Annotated in this window: 18 protein-coding genes; 17 read left to right on the top strand and 1 reads right to left on the bottom strand. The window is 38.6% G+C overall.

The features are described from left to right. The first annotated feature begins 16 nt into the window (after positions 1-16). The 15 genes from DJ533_RS12585 (at position 17) to DJ533_RS12515 (ending at position 18,382) form a co-directional block, all read left to right on the top strand. Positions 17-1,306 carry a phage capsid family protein gene (locus DJ533_RS12585; protein ID WP_065992555.1) on the top strand — a complete coding sequence of 430 codons (1,290 nt, stop codon included), beginning with the start codon at positions 17-19 and terminating at the stop codon, positions 1,304-1,306. 64 nt (positions 1,307-1,370) lie between these two features. Then, on the top strand, positions 1,371-1,844 hold the full coding sequence (locus tag DJ533_RS12580) for a hypothetical protein (RefSeq protein WP_065992561.1): 474 nt from the start codon (positions 1,371-1,373) through the stop codon (positions 1,842-1,844). A 71-nt stretch (positions 1,845-1,915) separates the two neighbouring features. Next, positions 1,916-2,809 carry a RyR domain-containing protein gene (locus DJ533_RS12575; RefSeq protein ID WP_065992566.1) on the top strand — a complete coding sequence of 298 codons (894 nt, stop codon included), beginning with the start codon at positions 1,916-1,918 and terminating at the stop codon, positions 2,807-2,809. Further along, on the top strand, positions 2,809-3,483 hold the full coding sequence (locus DJ533_RS12570; RefSeq protein WP_065992567.1) for a phage adaptor protein: 675 nt from the start codon (positions 2,809-2,811) through the stop codon (positions 3,481-3,483). Before DJ533_RS12575 ends, DJ533_RS12570 begins: the two co-directional genes overlap by 1 nt. 93 nt (positions 3,484-3,576) lie before the next feature. After that, entirely contained in the window at positions 3,577-3,774 is a 198-nt protein-coding gene (locus DJ533_RS12565; RefSeq protein WP_065992568.1) for a hypothetical protein, read from the top strand. Beyond that, positions 3,755-4,141: a hypothetical protein gene (locus DJ533_RS12560; protein ID WP_065992569.1), complete on the top strand. Its 387-nt coding sequence runs from the start codon at positions 3,755-3,757 to the stop codon at positions 4,139-4,141. The genes DJ533_RS12565 and DJ533_RS12560 overlap by 20 nt, the downstream gene beginning before the upstream one ends. Before the next feature lie 378 nt (positions 4,142-4,519). Next, the gene (locus DJ533_RS12555) at positions 4,520-4,855 is read left to right on the top strand and encodes a hypothetical protein (protein ID WP_065992570.1); all 336 of its coding nucleotides are present in this window, start codon (positions 4,520-4,522) and stop codon (positions 4,853-4,855) included. Then, a complete protein-coding gene (locus tag DJ533_RS12550; RefSeq protein WP_065992579.1) occupies positions 4,824-6,047 on the top strand; it encodes a hypothetical protein in 1,224 nt (407 codons plus the stop codon). The genes DJ533_RS12555 and DJ533_RS12550 overlap by 32 nt, the downstream gene beginning before the upstream one ends. After that, complete coding sequence (locus tag DJ533_RS12545) at positions 6,037-6,393, top strand: hypothetical protein (RefSeq protein ID WP_065992581.1); 357 nt, start codon at positions 6,037-6,039, stop codon at positions 6,391-6,393. Before DJ533_RS12550 ends, DJ533_RS12545 begins: the two co-directional genes overlap by 11 nt. A 52-nt stretch (positions 6,394-6,445) precedes the next feature. Next, positions 6,446-10,078, top strand: coding sequence for a hypothetical protein (locus tag DJ533_RS12540; protein WP_215900539.1), 3,633 nt, complete (start codon positions 6,446-6,448; stop codon positions 10,076-10,078). Continuing rightward, positions 10,078-11,301 carry a hypothetical protein gene (locus DJ533_RS12535; RefSeq protein ID WP_065992584.1) on the top strand — a complete coding sequence of 408 codons (1,224 nt, stop codon included), beginning with the start codon at positions 10,078-10,080 and terminating at the stop codon, positions 11,299-11,301. The genes DJ533_RS12540 and DJ533_RS12535 overlap by 1 nt, the downstream gene beginning before the upstream one ends. 30 nt (positions 11,302-11,331) lie before the next feature. Further along, positions 11,332-11,907, top strand: a complete 576-nt coding sequence (locus tag DJ533_RS12530) for a hypothetical protein (protein WP_065992588.1) — start codon at positions 11,332-11,334, stop codon at positions 11,905-11,907. Positions 11,908-11,914: 7 nt separating this feature from the next. Beyond that, positions 11,915-14,533, top strand: coding sequence for a hypothetical protein (locus DJ533_RS12525; RefSeq protein ID WP_065992590.1), 2,619 nt, complete (start codon positions 11,915-11,917; stop codon positions 14,531-14,533). Continuing rightward, positions 14,530-15,870 (top strand): hypothetical protein, encoded by a 1,341-nt coding sequence (locus DJ533_RS12520; protein ID WP_065992591.1) that lies wholly within the window; start codon positions 14,530-14,532, stop codon positions 15,868-15,870. Before DJ533_RS12525 ends, DJ533_RS12520 begins: the two co-directional genes overlap by 4 nt. A 1-nt stretch (position 15,871) precedes the next feature. After that, complete coding sequence (locus DJ533_RS12515) at positions 15,872-18,382, top strand: hypothetical protein (RefSeq protein WP_065992594.1); 2,511 nt, start codon at positions 15,872-15,874, stop codon at positions 18,380-18,382. Between the two features lie 47 nt (positions 18,383-18,429). On the opposite strand, the gene DJ533_RS12510 is transcribed toward DJ533_RS12515, so the two are convergent. Next, positions 18,430-19,248, bottom strand: a complete 819-nt coding sequence (locus DJ533_RS12510) for a BRO family protein (protein ID WP_065992596.1) — start codon at positions 19,246-19,248, stop codon at positions 18,430-18,432. A 148-nt stretch (positions 19,249-19,396) separates the two neighbouring features. Between DJ533_RS12510 and DJ533_RS12505 the strand changes: the two genes are divergently transcribed. Beyond that, positions 19,397-19,687, top strand: coding sequence for a hypothetical protein (locus tag DJ533_RS12505; protein ID WP_065992597.1), 291 nt, complete (start codon positions 19,397-19,399; stop codon positions 19,685-19,687). Positions 19,688-19,755: 68 nt separating this feature from the next. Next, a complete protein-coding gene (locus tag DJ533_RS12500; RefSeq protein WP_065992599.1) occupies positions 19,756-21,687 on the top strand; it encodes a hypothetical protein in 1,932 nt (643 codons plus the stop codon). Positions 21,688-21,755 lie beyond the last annotated feature (68 nt).

Here is a 21,755-nt window from a genome sequence, read left to right as displayed (position 1 = left end):
TGAGAGTATTTGAAACATGACTACTAAAACTAACGCAAGTTATGGCGATAAGACCAATTTAGTTACCCAAGCGGTAGGTCTGTTCGCTACACACATGAATCGTAACAGCACCTTAAACCTATTGGCTGGGAAAATGCCTAAGGGCGAAGCAGGTGCGGAAGCGACTCTCCGTAAACAAACCACATCCCATATGCCTATTGTTCGTGTTCAGGACTTAGGAAAAGGGCGTGGTGATGAAGTGACATTCCACTTACTAAATCCAGTCGGTGCATATCCAATTATGGGTAGTGCGTATGCTGAAGGTCGTGGTGTGGGGATGTCTTTGAATGAAGATCGCCTACGTGTGAACCAAGCTCGTTTCCCTGTTGATTTGGGTAACGTGATGTCACAGATTCGTAGCCCAGCTGATTTACGCAAACTTGGTCGTCCAGTCGCTCAGAACTTGATGGATCGCTATTGTGATCAGTCATTACTGGTGCATATGGCTGGTGCACGTGGTTCTCATAACAACATTGAATGGGTTATTCCTAAAGATAATCATAAAAACTTCAATGAAATCATGGTGAACCGTGTTAAAGCACCAACTAAAAACCGTCACTATGTTGTTGATGGTTCTGGTGTGCAGGGCGTTAAAAGCAATGCAGGTGATTTTGATATTGCAACAACTGATCTATTTACAATGGATTCAGTTGATTCAATGAAAACTGTTCTGGATCAAATTGCTTTACCACCACCTATTTGTAAGTTTGAAGGTGATGTTGCTGCGGAAGATTCACCATTACGTGTATGGCTTGTATCGCCAGCACAGTACAATAAATTTGCTGCTCAACCAGGTTTCCGTTCTTTCCAATCATCTGCATTTGCACGAGCAAGTCAGGCAAAACAACATCCGCTTTTCTTAGGTGATGTAGGTTTATGGAACGGATTTATTATCCGAAAAATGCCACGTCCAATTCGTTTCTATGCAGGTGACACAATTAAATATTGTGCTTCGTATGACAGTGAAGCTGAATCAGATTTAATCGTACCATCAAGTTTTGGTAGCAATTTCGCTGTTGACCGTTCAATTATTTTGGGTGGACAAGCAATTGCGGAAGCAATGGCTGCAAGTGATAAGTCTGGCGTACCTTTCTTCTGGTCTGAAAAAGACCTTGATCATGGTGATAAATGGGAATTATTGATCGGTGCCATTCGTGGTACATCAAAAATCCGTTTCGCTGTTGATACTGGTGAACGTACAGAATTTACCGACTATGGTGTAACTGTTGTCGATACCGCTGTGCCAATCATTGGTGCTAATCAGTAATTGTTTTGGGTATGTCCAGTTATGGGCATACCTCATCTTATTCTAATCCTTGGAGATTTTTAAAATGGCGACAATTAAGAAGAAGCCTAGTGGTTATGGTCAGTTTGGTGGATTTAGTCCATTTGGTAATTTAACAACATTGCTATTTCCGTTAGCAACCAATGCAACAGGTGCGGTGATTGACTCAGATACAACGACTGCTGTAGCAAGTGGTGATGTGATTGATTTGGGTGAATTACCGCAAGGTATGCGCCTAGATGATGCTCAAGTCCTGATTAAAACAGGTATGACAGCCACCGTTACAGGGTCACTTGGTTTTAAGTATCTTGATGGTGATAGTACAGAAGTACCACAAGATGCGGCATATTTTATCAGTGGTGGCGATCTTGCAACGGCAGGTCGATTGCGTGCAAATACGGGTAAATTGGTAACTTTACCTAAACCTGCACGATTGATTTTAACCACTGGTGTAGCGGCGAATGCTAAGGCAAGCGACATTAAGGTTATTGTCAGTGGTGAATTGACGGGTCCTCGTTAATGTTTTGATGGTGTAGGTTTTAGACAGACCTACACCATTCTTTTTATTTTTTAACTTATTACGGTGATAAGATGAAAACGATTGCAATAGCGATGATGTGTCATGCAATTAATGCTGCATATTGCCAATCAATGGGTGATGATAGTCAACCTACTTGGGATGACACACCAGAATCACATAAACAAAGTTTGATTGCTGGCGTTGAAATGCATTTGGCAAATCCTGATGCCACACCTGAACAGTCTCATGAGTCTTGGTATAAGGTCAAAGAAGCTGAGGGCTGGAAGTATGGTGAAGTAAAAGATATGGAGAAAAAAGAACATCCATGTTTTTTACCTTATGAAGAATTACCAGATGAACAAAAGGCAAAGGATTATTTATTCCGTACAACGGTGCATTTGGTTAAGCACTTGCCTGATCCTGAAGATTACTTGGCATTGAGTGCGGAAGTTGTGAATCTACGCCAAAAGGTTGAGCATCAAAAGAATGTCGCAATTAATACAGCGACAATAACCCCAACCAATGTTGTTCAAAAATCTGCTGGTGTATCAATTCAGTATATTGGGAATAAATCTCTATATACCGACCACTTATACGAATCAGCTTTAACCTTTGAACAAGGTCAAGTGCGATCAATTCCAAGTGATTTGGCAACCAAGTTTTTAAAACATCCTGAGTTTACTCGTTATGAGGGTGAGCCTGAATCCATTTCTGGTGAATCTACTGAGCAAGGCTTAGATGATGATACGTCAAGTATTCTCAATCGCTCTAAAGAAAAACAGCAAGAAGAAATTGATAAAGAAAATAAAATTCTTGATGAAATTGAAACGATTGGAAAAATGACAAAGGCTGGCTTGGTTCAATATGCTTTAGAAAAGTATGAGCAGAAACTTAGCCCACAAAAAAATCTTGATGAATTAAAAGAGTCAGTTACTCAAATGATTCATCAATACGGGGTTGTGTAATGCAGCTAAATGACCTGATCAGCCGTTTTCGTACACTGGCCAACGATAAATTAGAACCATATTTTATTGATGATGCTAGTGTCATTGATTGGCTTAATGATGCCGTAAGTGAAGCGTGTATCCGTGGTCGTTTATTGCATGAATCTCAAAACAATGATGTTTGTAAGATTAATATATTGATTGGTTCATCTCGTTATCAGTTACATGAATCGTTATACGAATTGACTCGAGTGTGGTTCCAGCCAAGCGATGGAACAAAAGGGCAATACTTGACTTTAATGTCAGCTGAATTACTCGATCATTATTATGATGGTGAGAATTGGCGAGTGAAACAGGGTAAACCTGAACACATTGTTCAGGATGATACTGGTATTCGTCTTGTTCCAATTCCTGATGTAGGCGGTGAATTACAATTGGAAGGCTATCGTGTGCCATTGTCACCAATGGAAAATGATACCGATGTTCCAGAAATTAACCAAATTCACCATGTCCAATTGATTCAGTGGGTACTACACCAAGCATTTAAGGTACCAGATGCAGAATTCTTTGATCCAAATCGGTCAGCATTAGCAGAGCAGGAATTTACAGATTATTTCGGTATTCGTCCTGATAGTGATTTGCGACGCATCACCCGCGAGGATATACCTCATAACGTTATTCCATTCATGCCATGACTTGCTTGTGACATAAGCACCCCTGTAAGGCTAAAGCTTTTCAGGGGTTTTTTACATAATAATTTTACTTATTTTATTTAATCACGCACAAATATGGGCAAACGTATTATTGATTTAAAGACCGAAGATACGCTTTACATTGGCGACGCCAAAGTTCAATTGATCAAAAAGTCTGGGCAATTGGCTCGAATTTGTGTTGAAGCAGACAATCACATCGAAATTAAACATGAGCGCATGAGTGCTTGCGATTCAGCTACGGAGACTCAAGCACATGGCAAACACACTTTATGATTTCGCACGTCAACGCTTCCTTGAAGCACAGATCAATTGGATGACTGACACAATTAAAGTTTTGTTGGTTGATACAGGTGCATATACACCACAAACAGCAGTACATCAATATCTTTCAGATATTCCAACATCGGCACGTATAGCGGGTCCAGTAACACTAACTGCAAAGGCTACCACAGGCGGTGCAGCCGATGCGGCAGATGTGACATTTACAGCAGTATCAGGTGCATCTATTGAAGCAATTGTGATTTATGCGGATACAGGTACCGAGAGTACAAGTCCTTTGATTGCATACATTGACACAGCGACAGGCTTAAATTCGGTGAGCCTCTATCAAGTAATTGATAGCAATCGTTTGGCAGCGTGACCGATTACGCCAAATGGCGGGGATTAACTATAAGTCCCCGAAAAACTTTGTGAATTGCTGGGAGTCCCTTAGAGCCTAAACACTACAACGTAACTAGAAATGGTAAGCGTGAATGTTTGAAAAGTTTAGGATTGGGTAATCAGCAGCCAAGTACCGTATAGGTAAAGGTTCAACGACTAGCCGCAAGGCGTACACTCAAGCGAGTGGAAGCGCAAAGCCCCTGACAACAGGGTGATGATATAGTCTAATCTGCAATGAAAGTTGCAGCAGTCGAAAGGCGGCTTAACAGGTAGCGTAGTTAAGTGAATACAGTTGATTATAGTCACATGGGATAACGGCACCAATAAAATCTTTAAAGTTTAATCAAGAAGGTGGGGTATGGAAAATAACCAAAAACCACCTGCGCAATCAGTAGGTGTAGCAGGATTTAAAGCAGATTTATATGCCAGTGATATTAAAAAAATTGACTGGCATATATTGATTCATTTACCCAAGTTTCAAATGTTTTGTGTAGAACATTCAAAACGTTCAGTTGATAACGTGATGCAGTGGGTCATGGGCTTTGTTCAAGACAAATGCTATCAGGATGAACAAGCGTTTTTTGATAGCTATGTGCAATGGCATGACAAAAAAGGCTATTGGAAGAATGAAGATGTGTATGGCGAGTTGGTGGGGGTGAGTGATGCACAAACAAACACAAACGAAGTTATTTGATTTCAGTGATGTAGGGCTAGATTTTTGTGCGGGTTCAAAAAACCTATTTCCAGACCGCTTTAAGAAGATGTTGGCACAAGGCTATAACGAGAAAACAGCAAATAGTGTAACCATTAGTGGTAGCACAATTACACTTACATTCGGTGTAACACATGGCTATGTGGCGGATAGAGTTCTTCAAGTCACAGCAGCAGGCGGGTTTAATAAAGAAGTTTATATTGATAGCGTTACTGAAAATGCAGTTACTTGCACAGTGCTAGATGGAGTTACATCAGGCTTGACGGGTACTGTAACAACCAAAATTGCTAGCTTAGGATGGGAAATTGTCTACGAACAAGCACATATTCACATTTACAAATTTAAGCACATTGATGATACGGATATGTATGCCCGACTGTGCTTCCAAAATGCAACAGCGGCAGGTAACCGAAACTGCATTGCAGTGGGCATTGGGCGCACGGTAGATCTTGCGCTTGGGCATATCACTGACCCAAATTGCATGCCGGACTTGGCAACCTGTGCCACAGTTGCCGATGCAACATCGAATTTAAGATGGGATTTCACAAATTCTACCGCTGCGACATTTAACAACTACACTTATAGTCAGGGCTTTTCAACTTTTGGGCAGGGTAAAATCGTAGGCAGTCCCTACCATTTGATTGCTATGTATAGACTTTCATCTGGCTCCGGTTTGAATGCTTTTTGTGGAGTGGTGCCTTTTATCTCTAGTTATGAAAATATAAATTATCCAGCATTACTTTGTTCAAATAATGGAGCAGCAACAACTGCAGCATCTTATCAGATTGGGGCTGGTCGCATCCTGGTTGGGAAAATCTTGTGCGGTACAGCATACACCTCATCTAATGGAACAATTTATCCAACCAATACAATGGCATCTAGTTTTCTATCCAATAAAGTGGATGGATTTAACACTACTACTTGCGAGCCATACCGGTTATATGAAGATGAAACAAATCAGTTTCTTGGATGCTTTGCGGGTGGTATTTTTCATGTTCTGTATGGTTCATCAGATCGGCCAAATATTCAAAACGAGTCAGAGTCTCCAACATTAACCCTTGATATTGATTTTAAAAATTTGGTTTTTATTCAGGGCATATCAAGCGGTGGTAGCTCATCTATTCCGCGCCATTATATTGCTGTGCCAGTGGAGGAAATTAAAATTGGCTATTAAAATCAACAGAGTGTTTTTTGGTGGTTATACCCCAAACTACGCAAAGCTTCTAGCAATGAGATATATGGTTGCCCGATTACAACGACCAATAATAACTATTCTTGATGCAGTTCAAGGATTTGGTCAAATCAAAGGCACAACCAAAAAAGTGGGCGCAAATTATTCACCTGTACCTGTTTGTGTATTTCGTCGTGACAATCGCCAATTGCTCTGGGAAGTCAAATCTAAAGCCGATGGCTCTTACACATTTCGAAATATTGCTGTAGGTCTTGAGTGCTTTGTTGTGGCTTTTGACCCTAATAACCAATACAACGCAGTCATTCAAGATAACGTGGTGCCAAAATGATACAACGAATTACGGTGTGTGATGATGCACTACTTGTAAGGTAAGGCGCTGTATGAGCCATACACCCCCAGACTCCCATAATGTTGTGCTTGATTTTGATTCAGAAGTACACACGCCCACGAATCCATATAATGTTGTACTTGATTTTGGTGCGAACTCTAGTACAACACTATATGTCAGTGCGGGCGGCATAGATTCTTCAACTTATGGGCAAGTTGCTGTTAAAGGTTCTCGTGCATTATTCCAGACAGGCTTTATCGCCACATCTTTCGGTGTACAAAAGCTAATCCCATCTCTTTTAATCAAGACTACTGGTTATAGCGCTGCATCTTATGGCGCTGCTTATGTCTGGAACTTTAATAAAGAAATTAAAGTTAGTGGGTTTAATGCATTATCGATTGGAACTCCATCGAAAGTCTACAATTTAAAGCAAATTCTAAATTTAAACGCCAGAGGTATTAATGCTGCATCTTACGGCACCACTTACTTACAAGGTGGTGTTAAGTACCTCAACCTTAGTAATCGCGGTATTAGTGCGGCACTATATGGTTTAGCAACTGTTATTAATACCAAAGCAGACCAGTTTGCTAACTTGGCTAATGAGGGTATTGCACCGCCAACAACCCCTAAACCTAATGTATCACCACGCATTTTATATCCGACAGGTATTTTACCTGGGTTATTTGGTACACCATGGGTACAACGTAATCCATCCCCTAAAGGTTTTGATACATCATCCTATGGTGCAGCATGGGTATCACATAGTCCTCGTTATATTCAGCCTACTAAAGTTGAAGCATTTTTATCAGGCTATCCGAAAGTATTTGACCCTACTCAGAAAATATATGTGACAGGTGCAAATGCTGTAATAACGGGCGGTGTATTTGGTGATATTTCAATAAGAAATACTAGAAGAATAATTACAGTATCAGGTTTGTATGCACAATCATTCAGTGATTGGGGTGTTGTTGAGAGCACTCGTCGAGTTATTGAAATAAAAGGTTTTGATTCAAAAAATTTCGGCATTACCAATATTTATAATAAAACACCATCTATTGCACCAATCGGGATTAGCAGCTTTGCTGGATTAAATGCAGCAATTGGTTATCGTATTCGTACACTGAAGCCAAGTGGTTTTTATCAACCAAAACTCGGCAATCATAGACTTACCAAGACGCCTGAGTTAAAGCCTAGTGGATTGAATCAAAGTACATTTGGCTATACATGGATTTCTAACAAAACTCGAAGTATTTATGCTGGGCTTGGGCGTGAATCCCTTGCGATTGGCGAGTCAAAGATTTGGCATTATTCAAGAAGCATAAGAACAAGTGGTTTAGAATTTTCACAATATGGTACTGCAAGTATTGAACATGGGCGCAGAACAATACTTGCAAAAGGTTCTGCACATGCTACTTATGGCAACAATTCATGGGTATCTTATGCAGTACGGTCATTATCACCAAGTTCTATCGCTTATCCCAACATACCTAATCATCGTGTAGGTGGTACACAAAGGATAAATGTATTTGGTTACGTGGCGACATTGTTTGGTAGTCGTATTATTCCTGAAAGCCAGTCGATTTATCCGAAAGGCTTCATCAATACCTTTGGCATATCTGCAATTGATTTATGGAAAAAATACATTAAACCAAATAGCTTTTTGACAACTGGTCAAGAGGGCGGTCATCGTTTTGGTACGCATAAATTTTGGAATTTACGCCAATACATTAAAATGTACTATGATGCTGATAGTGGTTTAACGCCTCCTAAATGGATTGGATGGACATCTGTAGCCAATAAAAATAAAGTCATCGGAGCAATTGGTGCAAACGTAGCTAAAGTTGCAGAGCCAAGCATAAACAACAATGCACGTTTAATTATTCCAGATGGAATAAATAGTACGCAATTTAGCCAGCACATGATTTCAGATAGAGTTCGTTATTTGCGATTACAGGGTATTGAATATCCCTATATTTCTGGTTGGTCTAACATCCATAATTCTGCATTTGTAATAACACCTAAGGGGATAAATACTCAATATTTTGGCACTGCCAACATGATCAATACTCGTAGGTACTTCAATCGTATTGGTAATTTTGAAAGTCTTGAGTTTGGTAAACCGATGATTGCAGATCGAATCAGGACTTTAAAATTTGAACAACGATATACGATTGCTCCACCTTATATACCAATTCATAAAATTCATTTGCACACTCGATACATCGAAGAAGTTGGACGTTTTGATGATTATCAAGCCTTTGGTGATGCGTCATTAAGCATTCATTGGAATAAAATTACAACTCGATGGGCTCATAGAGATTACTTTGGTGATCCACGATTATTTAATGTCACTCCGGAGTTGAATACACGTGGTCGTAACAGCGAGGAATTTGGACAGGCAAGTATTCGCACACAATGGCGTGAACTGTTACAGCAAGGCAGCGAAAATGTTTTGTGGGGTAAAAGTGAAATTGCCTTTCGAGATAGACAATTTTCTGTTTCAGGATTTACTCAATGGGCTATTCCAACACACAAAGTCACTAAAACAGGTGTGCCACCGTATTTCCCCCAATTTATATGGCTGGATGCTGTAGAAATTGATGGAAAAGAAAATTGGGGGCATGGAATTCCTATACCTGTTGAGCAAGTGTCATGGCCTTCACTAAAAACTAATGTCATATTCACGAATGGTTTTATTGCAACAAAATATGGTGAAGATATTCAGGTTCAGTCAAATGGTATTTTGGTTGAATATGGGATCAGTATGCCATTGTTTGAACAAGGTCCATTGGTTACGTTAAAGAATAGAACCATATCTGTTGAAAAGGGAATTGATTCTACAATAACCGTTGGTACACCAAGATTTACACCTCATACCATTTATGCTGTGATGGAAGCCCCTACACAAGCCAAACAAAATCACCCTTCTTCAAATTTGCACTATGTTAACAGTGATGGTGGATATAGGAAACCTGGTGAAGTCTTTGGACAAACTCGAGTTACATTGAAACATCGTGTACTTCAAAATTTAGGCTTAGGTAATTTATCAAGATATGGAGCTCCTCAAATCCAGCTCAAACGTCGGTATATTGATGTGAAAGGACTTCAATCATATCGAATGGGTTGGCATTCTGTTGGTGATGGTACTCAAAAAATCATTCAATTTAGTTTTTTTATAATGACTTTATTTGGAAGACCTACATTACAACGAAATGAACAGCTACATAGAACCATTCGACCAAGTGGTTTTAATTCATTAGGTATTTCATCAATCAATTGGATTTCACATTTTCATAGGACAGTTCAATCAATTGGTTTTAATTCACAGAGAATGGGTACTAGATTAAGCGATGATAAGCCTTTTATGTGGCAAGGTTTGCGAGTGGGTGAACTGATCAAGGGAAACTATGGTGGTTTTGCCAATGAATATTTTGGTGAGGCTTGGATTTCATTAAAAGTTAGAGATTTGAAGGTACAAGGTTTTGAAAGTTTTAGAATGGAATATGACTATACGCAATTCGATAAAAGAATGAGAGTTACCCAAGAACAAATATCTTTACCAACAATGTTTATTACTGCTATAGGGTTTGATGCTTTAAACAATGGAGTGCCTAATATCAGACCAGCAGCACATTACATTCGTCCAGATGGTAATGCTGATCAATTCAGGAAAGGGGCTTTTTAATGGCAGCTTTAAAATTATTTCCCATCGCAGGCATGAACAATGTTGTTGCAGATGACGGATTGCAGCAAGGTGGAGATTCACCTAAGTTATATTTACGTGATGCAGTGAATCTTGATATTACAGATACTGGTCGTCTTAAATTACGTCAAGGTGCAGAGCAAATTTCGCCTTTCAGTTTCAAGAATATATGGCAAAGTCCTCTGCATAATGATGTTTTCGCAACATTGGAAAGTGAGTTTGTAAAATTAGATTCACAAACATGGCAACATGAAGTATTAGCGAAAATTGGTCATACTCAACTCTGTTATCAGGTCATCAATAATCTGGTTTATATAGCAAGTGAATTAGGTTTGTGGACATATAATGGGAAAGTGATTCATCCATTAACAATTGATACGCCTGCAATGCCAATGCTAACTATGCAAGGTAATGGCGGTTCGCTAAAAAGTGGAACTTACAGTGTGGCAATTTCATGGCTACGCGACCAACAAGAATCAGCTTTATCACAAGTTGTATCAGATCAAATAGAACTTACATCCAGTGGCAATCTTGATGATCAGGCATTTGCCAGTATTCAAATAAATTTACCTTATTGTTTTGACCAGTCCATCACGCATGTAAGAATTTATATAACTGATCGCAATGGTGGTGAATTATTACTTCATTCTGATCATCCAATCAACAAAAGTAACGTCACAATTAGCAGTTTGGATTTGGGTATGACAGCTCGGTTTAAAGGCTTATCCCCTATGCCGACAGGTCGATATATGAAATATTGGCAAGGACGTTTGCTAACGGCAGATAAAAACATACTCAGATTTTCAGAGCCAATGGCATACCATCTTCATGATGAAAAATTTGGCTTTGTCATTATGCCACAACGTATCACTTTCATTTTACCGGTTGATGGTGGTATTTGGATTGGGCAAGTAACTCATGTTGTTTTCCTAACAGGGACTAATCCAGCAGAAATGACATTTCAGTCTAAGACCTCTCATGCACCAGTACCTGATAGTGCGATTGAAATTGACAATAATGATATTGGCCCTGATATATCTCAGGGTGGCAATACGACTGCATTATGGTTGGCAGAGAATGGTTATATTCTTGGAACATCGAGTGGTCAGATTATTGAGTTACAAGCTGGCATATTAAAAGGAATCACTGCAAAGTCTGGTAGGTCTGTAAGGCTAGGGAGAAGGGTTACAACCATTGTAACGTGATGTCATTGTTTACTTACATGGTATCTAATGATGAACTCGAAAGAACTGGCGAATGATTTAAAAGCGGAAAACTATCAGGTGACTGAGCAAGGCATCTATTTTCCAAAACAGGGAATTTTGGCTCAAGGTGAATATTTTGACCGAATTAATGGTGGTGAATGGCAAACGACTCACAACCTTGTGGTGAATGAAGGTCTTGCACATTTGCTCAATGTTGCAATGGGTACAACTGCGAAACCTGCAGGTTACTACTTAGCATTGTTCAGTGGTGCAACAGCACCAGCAGCCAATTGGACGGCAGCAAATTTTGCATCTGTTGCAGCTGAAATTGTGAGTATGACTGAAGGTTATACATCTGCAACACGCCCACAATGGACACCGCAAAATACATCAACCAATTCAATTGATAACTTCAACTCAGTTGCTAAAGTTACTATTGCAACATCTTCACAATTAACAGTGACAGGTGCAGCAATGTTAACGAATAGTACAAAAGGCGGTACAACTGGCACCTTAATTTCAGCATCAAAATATACTGCAGCACGTGTGTTCCAAGACGGTGATGAGTATGAAATTGGTTACCGATTAAGCTTTACCGCAGCATAAATAAATTATGCATAGTCCACGTCCATACGGATTATTGGTTTTAAATGGTCAATTAAGTAATAGTGATAAAAACTTTATTGATCATGAGATTAAAAAGCTATCAAATAATAAAACCGTATCAAAACTTCAGAGCATCAGGCAGGTCAAGAACTTGCCTGATCGTGGCTACGTCATTCTTCAAGATATGGCAGGACTTCTAAAAGCTATTGCACATAAAGAGTTAAAGATCGCTGAATTTGAACCTGATGGTTTAGCAAAACTTTATATTCCAATGCTATATAGCGGAGTCATTACAAAATCCATCCCATTAACAGAAGGTGGAAAAGTAGGTATTAAATTAACTGAACAATCCAGAAGAAGATTAGTTCATTACTCCAATGAGAATTTGCCAGATAAAGACATAGAATTAGAAAAATTTAAAATTGAATATAGTCCAAATTTTCAATACTTCAAACCTCGATATTCTGGAATTTATACACACACTCAATATGTTAAACAGCGTCCTACTTGGTATAGCGGAGCTATGGTTGAAGTTGTACAAATTATTGGTGGCTATGGAAGACAGGATATTTCTAATTTACCTGAGAACGATTTAGAAAAAGCAGCGCTTAAATTACCAGATAGTTATATTGAGAAAATAACTGGTGAATTAGATGGTATTCGATTGCCTGGTTATTCAGGTTTACCCAACATTGATGGCCAATTTCAATACGATTATAAGTTCAGCAAGACTCATCTTGTTTCTTTTGATAGTGAAAATAAACCTTGGTTAATACAAATTGATCCAAGTGGTGTTTGGGCAATGCCTTTACCACTTATACCTGCAACGACCACTGAAGCATTTCGTGAATATATTGAAGAAGTGGGTGATGATGAAATTTTGAAGATATTGGATCGCTTTGGTGGAATGCCAAGTGGTGAAACCTTTCCATTCGGAGCAGATTTTCAAGCATGGCGTAGAGCAGGTGCAGTCATAAAGATATGCGATACATCTGATTTTTATCAATATGAGGCAATGTATAGTGCATGTGGGTGGTCATTCAATTCAAAGGGAAATGAGGGATTTAACACCTGTTGGGGATATGCTGATAATGGCTTAATGTACGCTTATGGATACAAGATTAAGTTAAATTTGGTTCCAGCGCAGAAAGAAGGCTGGCTTGATAAGGTAGATGTTGATAGCAACTATATTGAAGTAATTTCTCAATATTTAAATAAATTAGGGGTGCTTCTTCCTAAAGGCGAGCAAAAGACATTAGCAATATTGTATAAGTTGCGTCGGGTACCACAGGAAGATATTTATCAAAAAGCTTTGAATAGTTTACGTAATCCATCAGGTGTAACCGAAATTGATATTGATTATTGGGATAATTATGAAGTTAAACCCATTGCATCTCACTCAGGGAGTGTGACGCGAGTATCAAGCGGTGCAGTATGTTGGTTGTTAGGTAAACAATACCCAACATCTATGGGGCGTTTGAAATTTCCTGAATTAACAGGGCAAGGATGTGAATCATTTATATTCGCTTCGCCTGATTACACAGGAGAGTTTGTACGTTGTGATACGGTTATGTTTGGCTGTTATGTTGAAGATCAGCTCAAAGTCGTTAAATTCTTTATTGATAACCGTACATTCACTAAAGAAGTACAGTCTACTTTTGAAGATATAATGATCGTTGGCCAATGGGAAAAAACGGAAACAACTGGTTCCACAGGTTTAATGGGGTATTTTTATACATCTGATTTTGATGATCGACGTGAAGCCCCAGAATCAACTATTTACACTCATATTAAGGGAACTGATTTAGGTTATGGAAATCCGGCTTATCAAACCCCTCAATTATTATATACACACGGAAGTTTAAGCCGTTCTAGGTATTACAAACACGAAACTACAATTAAAACCGAATCATCGAACTCTTTAGATATTGGCATATGTGTACCTGCATTTAATCGAGATGGAATTTTGTACGCATATCAAGAGTCAACAATTAGTGAATCAATTAATGAAAAACACACATTGCATTCAATAGCAGATCCAACATCATACCCACTATGGACATATGATCCTGTTTTTTATTGGATTGGCGGATTTGGAAAAGGCGAACCAAAACCAAAAACAGGCGAGTATGTCTATGTATATGGCCCTCCAAAGTACAACCCTAATGATTATAGTGATTTTGCCGACTCTGGTGATTGGTTTGGAGTGGGATCAACCTATAAAGATGTAAGTGGTGTCTGTGCGCCTTACACGAGTAGAGCATCAGGAAATCATCAGGCAGGTGGTGTTGTGATTGGGGGAGAAGGACCAACAATAGATCCTTATGATAAAACTGAAAATTTTAATGGGAAAACAATTGGTAAAGTAAATTTCAGTTATCAAAGTGTTGGGGCAAAGCTAGTGCATCGTAACGTTCCAGATGCATGGTATTTTGCATTCTCACCGGTTGATGCTGGTGGTGACTTGTCATACTTTTATCGTGATGCCTGTAGGGTTGGTTTTGGTGATAGTGAATATGCAAACATATCTGAAACAGACCAGTATAACCGTCGATACAAATGGGGCTATACAAGTTTAGTTGATCATCAATCTTCGTATCATTTTATTGGAGTAATTAACGAGTGACTTTATATCGAGATGATATTCAGGAAACGATAGCATATTCCAATAACACTATTGGGAAGTCAAAAGCAGTCACAGAAGAACTCATTAGGATTAAAGAAGAATCTTTATATCGACTTTTAGTGCTGTCAGGTGATGTTGTTTTAGTCAAAGATGAATTAGTTGATTCTGCTATTTTTCCAGTCAAAGATAAAATCAAGATAATTGATCATTTCACTGGTCGTAAACGCCATGTAGATTTTATCCATGATCAAATAATCGTTTCTGATGATTTTAAAAACCGTCTACGTGCAAAATCATTGATTCAAGATAACATTAGCTCTACAACAGTACAAAAAGATAAGCAACGAAATATAAATATTGAGCGATTGTTAATTGCTGAAAACCTCAACACTAAAAAATATAGTCTGTCTAAATTAAATGAAGCTTTAAAAATTAAAGAGAATTTTAAGACAATTGCTCGTTTTAAAGATTCAATTACTGATGATCTTGATATTTTAGATGCATCTTTAAAGTTTAAATTACGTGCATTTACGAATGATTATGTTATTTATCAAGAAAATTATAGGCTTAAAAAGCTATCACGCTCAGTGATTACAGAAACATTGAAAGCACAGGATAGTTGTGTCACTCGATATTCTGATTTTGTTGTGGATCATATTGCATACTCAGAACAATATACGCAGCGTATAAAGGCAAAACAACGTGTCATTGATACGATAAACATCAATGAAATATTAAAGCAACAACGTAAATCACAAGAAAAAATTAATGAAACATTAATAGCATCTGAGTTTAATCAAGGGAAAAATATTGCCAAGCAATTAATCAATGACCTTGTTTTTATTGAAGATGATTATTCTAAAGAAAAACAATATGGATATGCATGGACAGCAAATGTTGATACATGGGCAATGAGCCGTTACCAAGATTATGGTTTTAGTGAATTAGCTGTAATTAATGGCGTGCTCTATGGTGTTGCTGAAGATGGTTTGTATCAACTGGATGCCAAAGAATTAATAGAAGCAAAATTGGTGACAGGACAATTAGATTTAGGACAAGGACAGTTAGTTCATCCTTTAGGTGCATACTTTGAATATGAACTATCTGGAAATACCAGAAAGTTGGAAATTGGTGTGAGCACTACTCAAAGTGGCACTAAGCAAACCTATTACTATTTGTTGCCTACAGAAAAAGCGGATTATCTGACCAATGGCCGTGTGTTATTTGGTCGTGGTTTACGTGGTCGTCACTTTGCATTTGAAATCAAAATATCTGGTGAACATGGTTATATCAATGATTTAAATATTGATATATCTGCTACAAAACGGAGAGTTTAAAATGACAGTTACAGTTCCTCAGATTGATATTGTGACGAAAGAAGTCACTGAAAAACTCGATTATTTTGAGCGAAAAGTAAATACTTATGCAAATGATGTATCAGAAGCTTTGGGTAATCTTACTGAAATTTCTGTTGCGGAAATTACCCCACCTTCCAATTTAGCTAAACCTAGTGAGTCAGGGTTTGAACCATTAGATGGTTTGAAAGCTCCTGAATTGAATATTGAGCGTCCAGTACCGCCTGTTATCGATCTTGATATTCAGCAGCCTAAAGAAATGGTGAGCCCTGAGTTTTCAGGTTTAAATATTGATATTCCTGAAGCGCCTATTTTTTCAGAGGATTTATCTACACCTGATTTTATTGATGCATCAACAATTCCTGAATTTGATACAGCAATTAACTTACCTACAGCACCAACTTTTGATGTGCAAAATTTTGATGCAGGTGCTTTACCAGATAAGATTAATTTAAATGACTTAATCAAGGATTTAGATTTAAGCGATCTGGAATTACCTGCAACTCCCGAAGCACCAATTTTAAACCTACCTACTGTACCAAGCATGGATGTCATCTCAGCTCCATTACGACCTGAAATAAATGATGACATTGAAATGCCTAGTGCCCCAAGCATTGTGATTCCAGAAATGGAAGTGATGGAGAAGATTGAACTTCCTAATTTCAAATATGAAGAAATTCCTGTATTTGAAGGCAAACCACCTGAGTTCAATATAGCGATTCCAGATAATATTGATGCTTTAATCTCTGATGCCAGTAAGGTTGTTAAACAAGATTATTATGCCTTTAATACTGAAAGTGCAATTAAGCCATTGGTATTGGAAATCCGTTCATGGCTGGATGGAAGCCATACAGGTCTTGGTTTACCAACTGCAGTTGAGCAATCGTTATTTAATCGGGCTAGAGAGCGCACTAGCCGAGAAACTGAACGAGCAGTACAAGAAGCTGTTACTGAGTGGGCAAGTCGTGGTTTTTCAATGCCACAAGGGATGTTGGCAAAGCAGGTCAGCGACATTCGTGATCAAGGTAAACTTGCTATTGCGGATTTAAATCGTGATATTTTAATTCAGTCTTTTGATAAACAGCTTGAGCATATCCGTTTCCTGACTGAGCAAGGTATGGCTTTGGAAAAAATGAAGCAAGATATGTGGCTTGCTTATGTTTCTAACACCATGGAACTGGTTAAGTTTCAAATTGACAGTAAAATCAGTGTGCTAAATGCTCAGATTAGTATTTTTAATGCTCAAAATTCTGCATTTGAGAGTTTGATCACAGTTTATAAAACTAAAATTGATGCAACTATTTCACGTATCAGTGCCTACAAAGCAATGCTTGATGCACAGGCAGTTATTGGGCAACTCAACCAACAAAAAGTTGATGTTTTTAAAGCTAAAATTGAAGCGGTTATGACCAATGTTGAGGTATATAAGGCATTGGTGCAAGGTGCAACTGCACGAGCTGGATTGATTGCGACTAAATTTGATGCATATAAATCTGAGGTTCAAGCGTATTCTGAACAAATTGGAGCTGAAAAGCTTAAAGTCGAAGCATATGATTCTCAAATCAAGGCTGAAACGTCCAAAGCATCCATGTATGAATCGCTTGCTCGTATGTATGCAGCAACTGTAGATGGTGTATCTGCTAAAGCCAATGTTAAATCTAAGCAGATTGAACTCAACCTTGAAGCTGCACGTGTAAAAATATCTGAATATCAAGCAAATATTGAAGCGTACAAGGCGGAAATTGATGCAAAAATGGGTGTTGTTCAAAGCAATACATCAGCATTTAATTCACAAGTAGAATTGTTTAAAGCACAAGCTGACGTTGAAACATCCAGAGTAAATACTCAGGCAAGCGTTATTGACTCAATATCACGTACTAAAATTTCTTTTGCAGATGCACAAGCCAAATTTGCTGAAATGAGAATGCGTGTTGGCATTGCAAATAGTGAATCATTGGCTCGATTTGCTGACATGAAATCACGTACAGCGATTGCGGTATCAGAAGCACATTCACGTTATGCAGACCTAAGTTTAAGAACGACGATTGCGAATGCAGATGTTTATAACCGTTATATTGAATCGAAGTCACGCGTTTCTATTTCAAATGCTGAGATGCAAGCACGTTATGCTGACATGAATAGCCGAACCAATATTGCATTTGCAGAAACTCAGTCACGATATAATGACATGCTACTTCGTACCCAGATTGCAAATGCTGAAACGAAAGCAAGATACGCAGATATGAATGTTCGTACCAATATTGCATTTTCTGAAATGCAATTAAAAGAGTATGAAGCCAAGATGCAAAATGCGATACAAAAAGCACAGCTTGCATTAGAAGCAGCCAAAGCAGTGGGGCAGTTTTCATCTCAATTGGCTGCAGGTGCAATGTCAGCAATACATGTGTCAGCTGGAATAAGTGCTGGAGCTTCAATTGGTGGTAGTGTGTCGGAAGGGACGAGTACTAACCATAATTATAGTTATGGAGGTTAAGTCTGTAAGGCTAATAAGAAAGCCACCTTTCGGTGGCTACTCCTAACTTATCTTTGACGGAAAAAACTTATACGGTCACGTGGATCAAGATCATAAGGCAACTGCAACAAAATACTTTCATTAATTTTTTGTGCTTGATTACGACCAAGAACCAATCCTGCACAAAATGCACCATCGGCAAAGTGATCATTTATCATGCTTGCCATTGTAGGATTTAACATTTGAATTGATCCACCGAAACATTTCCACCAAGCATTTACCCAAAGCATGTGACTTGCAGCATTAATAGCATGACTTTCAAAATACTGACTTCTAGTTTTATTGGGTTGTTTGTTTTGATACCAACCATCGCCAAGCCAATTTAATGCTTCTTCAAATTTTGCCAAAGGCAACTCTTGATAACGTGGAATATCAAATACATTGTAAAACTCATGGTAAATAGATTGATAAGTACGTTTATCACGTTGAGCTTTGCGAAGTACAGCATCTTTAATGGCTTGTTGTTGTTCGAGGGTGATGGTTGGTATTGCTTGAATAGGTTGACCAACTTCTTTATCAAGAATGTCTAAAACCCATTTGCGGAATTGTTTAGCCATTGCTGTACGAGCAAACATAGCAATTAGGTGGCAGCCACGTAGTGAGAAAATACGAGTTTCACGAGCTTGCCCCTTTAACGTCAATTTGACGTTGCAGGTCATCTTATTTGTAAATTCATCAGCATTGCGCTCATAAACCTTGTTTACTGCATCTTCACGAGCGTAACCAAGTGCCTCACCTAATTCACGAGAAGTTAGCCAAATTTGGTTATCTTGCTGTGGTACAGGGTTTAATTTCACATCATGGAAAGATAGTGCTAAACTAGACATATCAATATCCTTTAGTTGGTTTGTTGATAACAAGCCCTTGCCTTTGGTTGGTAGCCTGCAAGGGCTTATTTGTTACTAAAAATAGTAACATTGACATCACTATAGTATATTACTAGAATTAGTGTCAAATATTTTTTGAGAGTCTCTCATGAGCCGAGAAAAACAAGATGACTGGAAACGTACACAATTGCGAATCCCACATAGTCAATACGAAGCTGTTTCTAGATATGCTGTACGAAAAAGTTTATCCTTAAATTCGGCTATGCTTGAGTTGATGAATATTGCATTAAATGCTGAAGACGGAAACTCACAACAAGAGCTAAAGAGAACACCTGTAGTTCACTCAGACTTCATTCATGATCAAATTGGCATTAGCGATCAAGCTATAGATAAAATTGCTGATAAAGTGATTGAGCGTTTAAACAAGAATAAAGAATAACCCTGTAAGGCTAACGCCTATAGCCTAGATTGATTGACCATACATGATATTTATATTGGAAAAATGTCATGTACGGTTTAAAAAAACGCCAAAAAGATGAAAGTGGACTGATTCAAGGTGCAGGTACTGGCACTTCTGATGATATTAAAAAAAATGTTCCAGCAGGTAGTTATATTATGCCTGCTGATTCTACTCAGCAGATTGGTACCAATAATTTAAAAAATATGGGGAGTCCCACGCCGGTTAATCTCAGTAACGGTGAGTTCCAACTCTCGCCTGACCAAGTTCATTCGGTGGGTGTGCAAACACTTGATGCCATGAAAAATCAAACGCATGTACCTGTTGATCAACCTCAATTGGGTTTTAAACCCGGTCAAAATAAACCTGAATTATTTTTTGCGAATGGTGGCTTGGTACCAAGTGTTTATCCAAGTGCAGATGATATTCGTCGTGCACAACAAAATAGAATTGGTGGTCCACAAATGCGTGATGTCACACCAGTAAATCGTCAACTTCCAACGACTTCGACTACACCATCAACAACTAGCACACCATCGACTAGTCCGAATGTAAGATTTCCTCAATTTAACACACCAACAACAGGGCAAATGCTTGCAAGTAGTGCTAAGAATATTGCTGGAGGATTAGCGAAAACGCATGGAGTTGGTGCAATGCTTGGAGGTGCTTATACTGGAATGCAAACTCCCACTGAAGACTATAGAGAGCGTTTCGGTTTTGGCGATTATAACTCTAATGATTCAGACTTAGTACGTCTTGGTAAAGACGTTGGAACTCGTGCATTAGGTGTATTATCTGATGTCGGAAATTCAGCATCTTTTGGTATTTTAGGTCGTAATTTTGCTGATAAACAACGTATCAATGCTGAGAATGTAAATAATGCGCAGCAGAAACGTTTTGATGAGTGGAATGCAAAAAAAAATAATGAAAATGGCACCATCCCTAATCCGTTTGTAAAAGAAACAAATACTGTGCCAACGGCAACGCAAAATACTCAACAACAAGATCCTTATGCTATTCAGCAAAAAGGTAACAGCTTTAGCTATACTAATCCTGGTGCAGCAGCTCAAGCTCGGGCGAATGGGGTTCAAGAGGGTGAGGGATTAGGATTCAGAGTACGTCCTGCAAATGATCCTAAGGGCGTAGCGAATTTCATGAAGAATACTCAAGAAATGGGACCGACTGAACAACAGATTCAAAATGCAATTGCTCAACGTGAAATGAATTTGGGTATGCAAGGTTATGGTGGAATATCGAGACTACCAAGTTCTCCACAACGTAGCGAAGAAGATGAAGCAGAAAGACGCGCACTTTTTAGAGACGCAAGTACTGTGATACCTGGGGCAAGAGGATTGACAACAGGGCAAATGCGAATCCGTCAATCGCTGATTGATAATGATTCCAATCTTGCAAATCAGCGTTATGCTACAGATGCAAATAATGCTACCACTATACAGCGTGAAGCCATGGGGCAAGCTGGACAGAACTATCGTACAGAACTAGGTGAGCAAGGTACAAATAACCGATTTAATGCAAATTTAGGCTTTGATGCGCAAAAATTCCAAGCTACCAATGATTTAGCTAATCGAGAATTTAATCTTAATGCCACTGAAAAAGGTTTTGGCATTCGTAACTCAGCACGATTAGAGAAATTGTATGAACAATATGATTCTGCAAAATCGGATGAAGATCGTAAATCCATTCAAGAAAAAATTAATCGATATACGGGTAATAAAGCTGATACAGGTAAAGATCGTTATATGACTGTGGGTGGTGGTCAGCAGTGGGATGATAAGGCGGAAGGGACACTTACTCAGCCACAAAGGCTGTTTGACACCCAAACACAGCAGTTCATTGATACACCACAAGGTAAAAGCAATAGTCAGCAAATTGAAAATAATTATAAAGACGGTCAAATTTATACAGATGCAAATGGCAACCAAGCTGTATTTCGTAATGGGCAATTTCAACCAGTTAAATAAGCTTTAAATATTTGTTAAGCCACCATGAGGTGGCTTTTTTATTAACCTATCCCCCTCTAAGGTTAGAC

Origin of the sequence: Acinetobacter defluvii (genome assembly GCF_001704615.3) — a bacterium.
Classification (GTDB): Bacteria; Pseudomonadota; Gammaproteobacteria; order Pseudomonadales; family Moraxellaceae; genus Acinetobacter; species Acinetobacter defluvii.
This window is presented reverse-complemented; position numbering and strand designations above follow the sequence as displayed.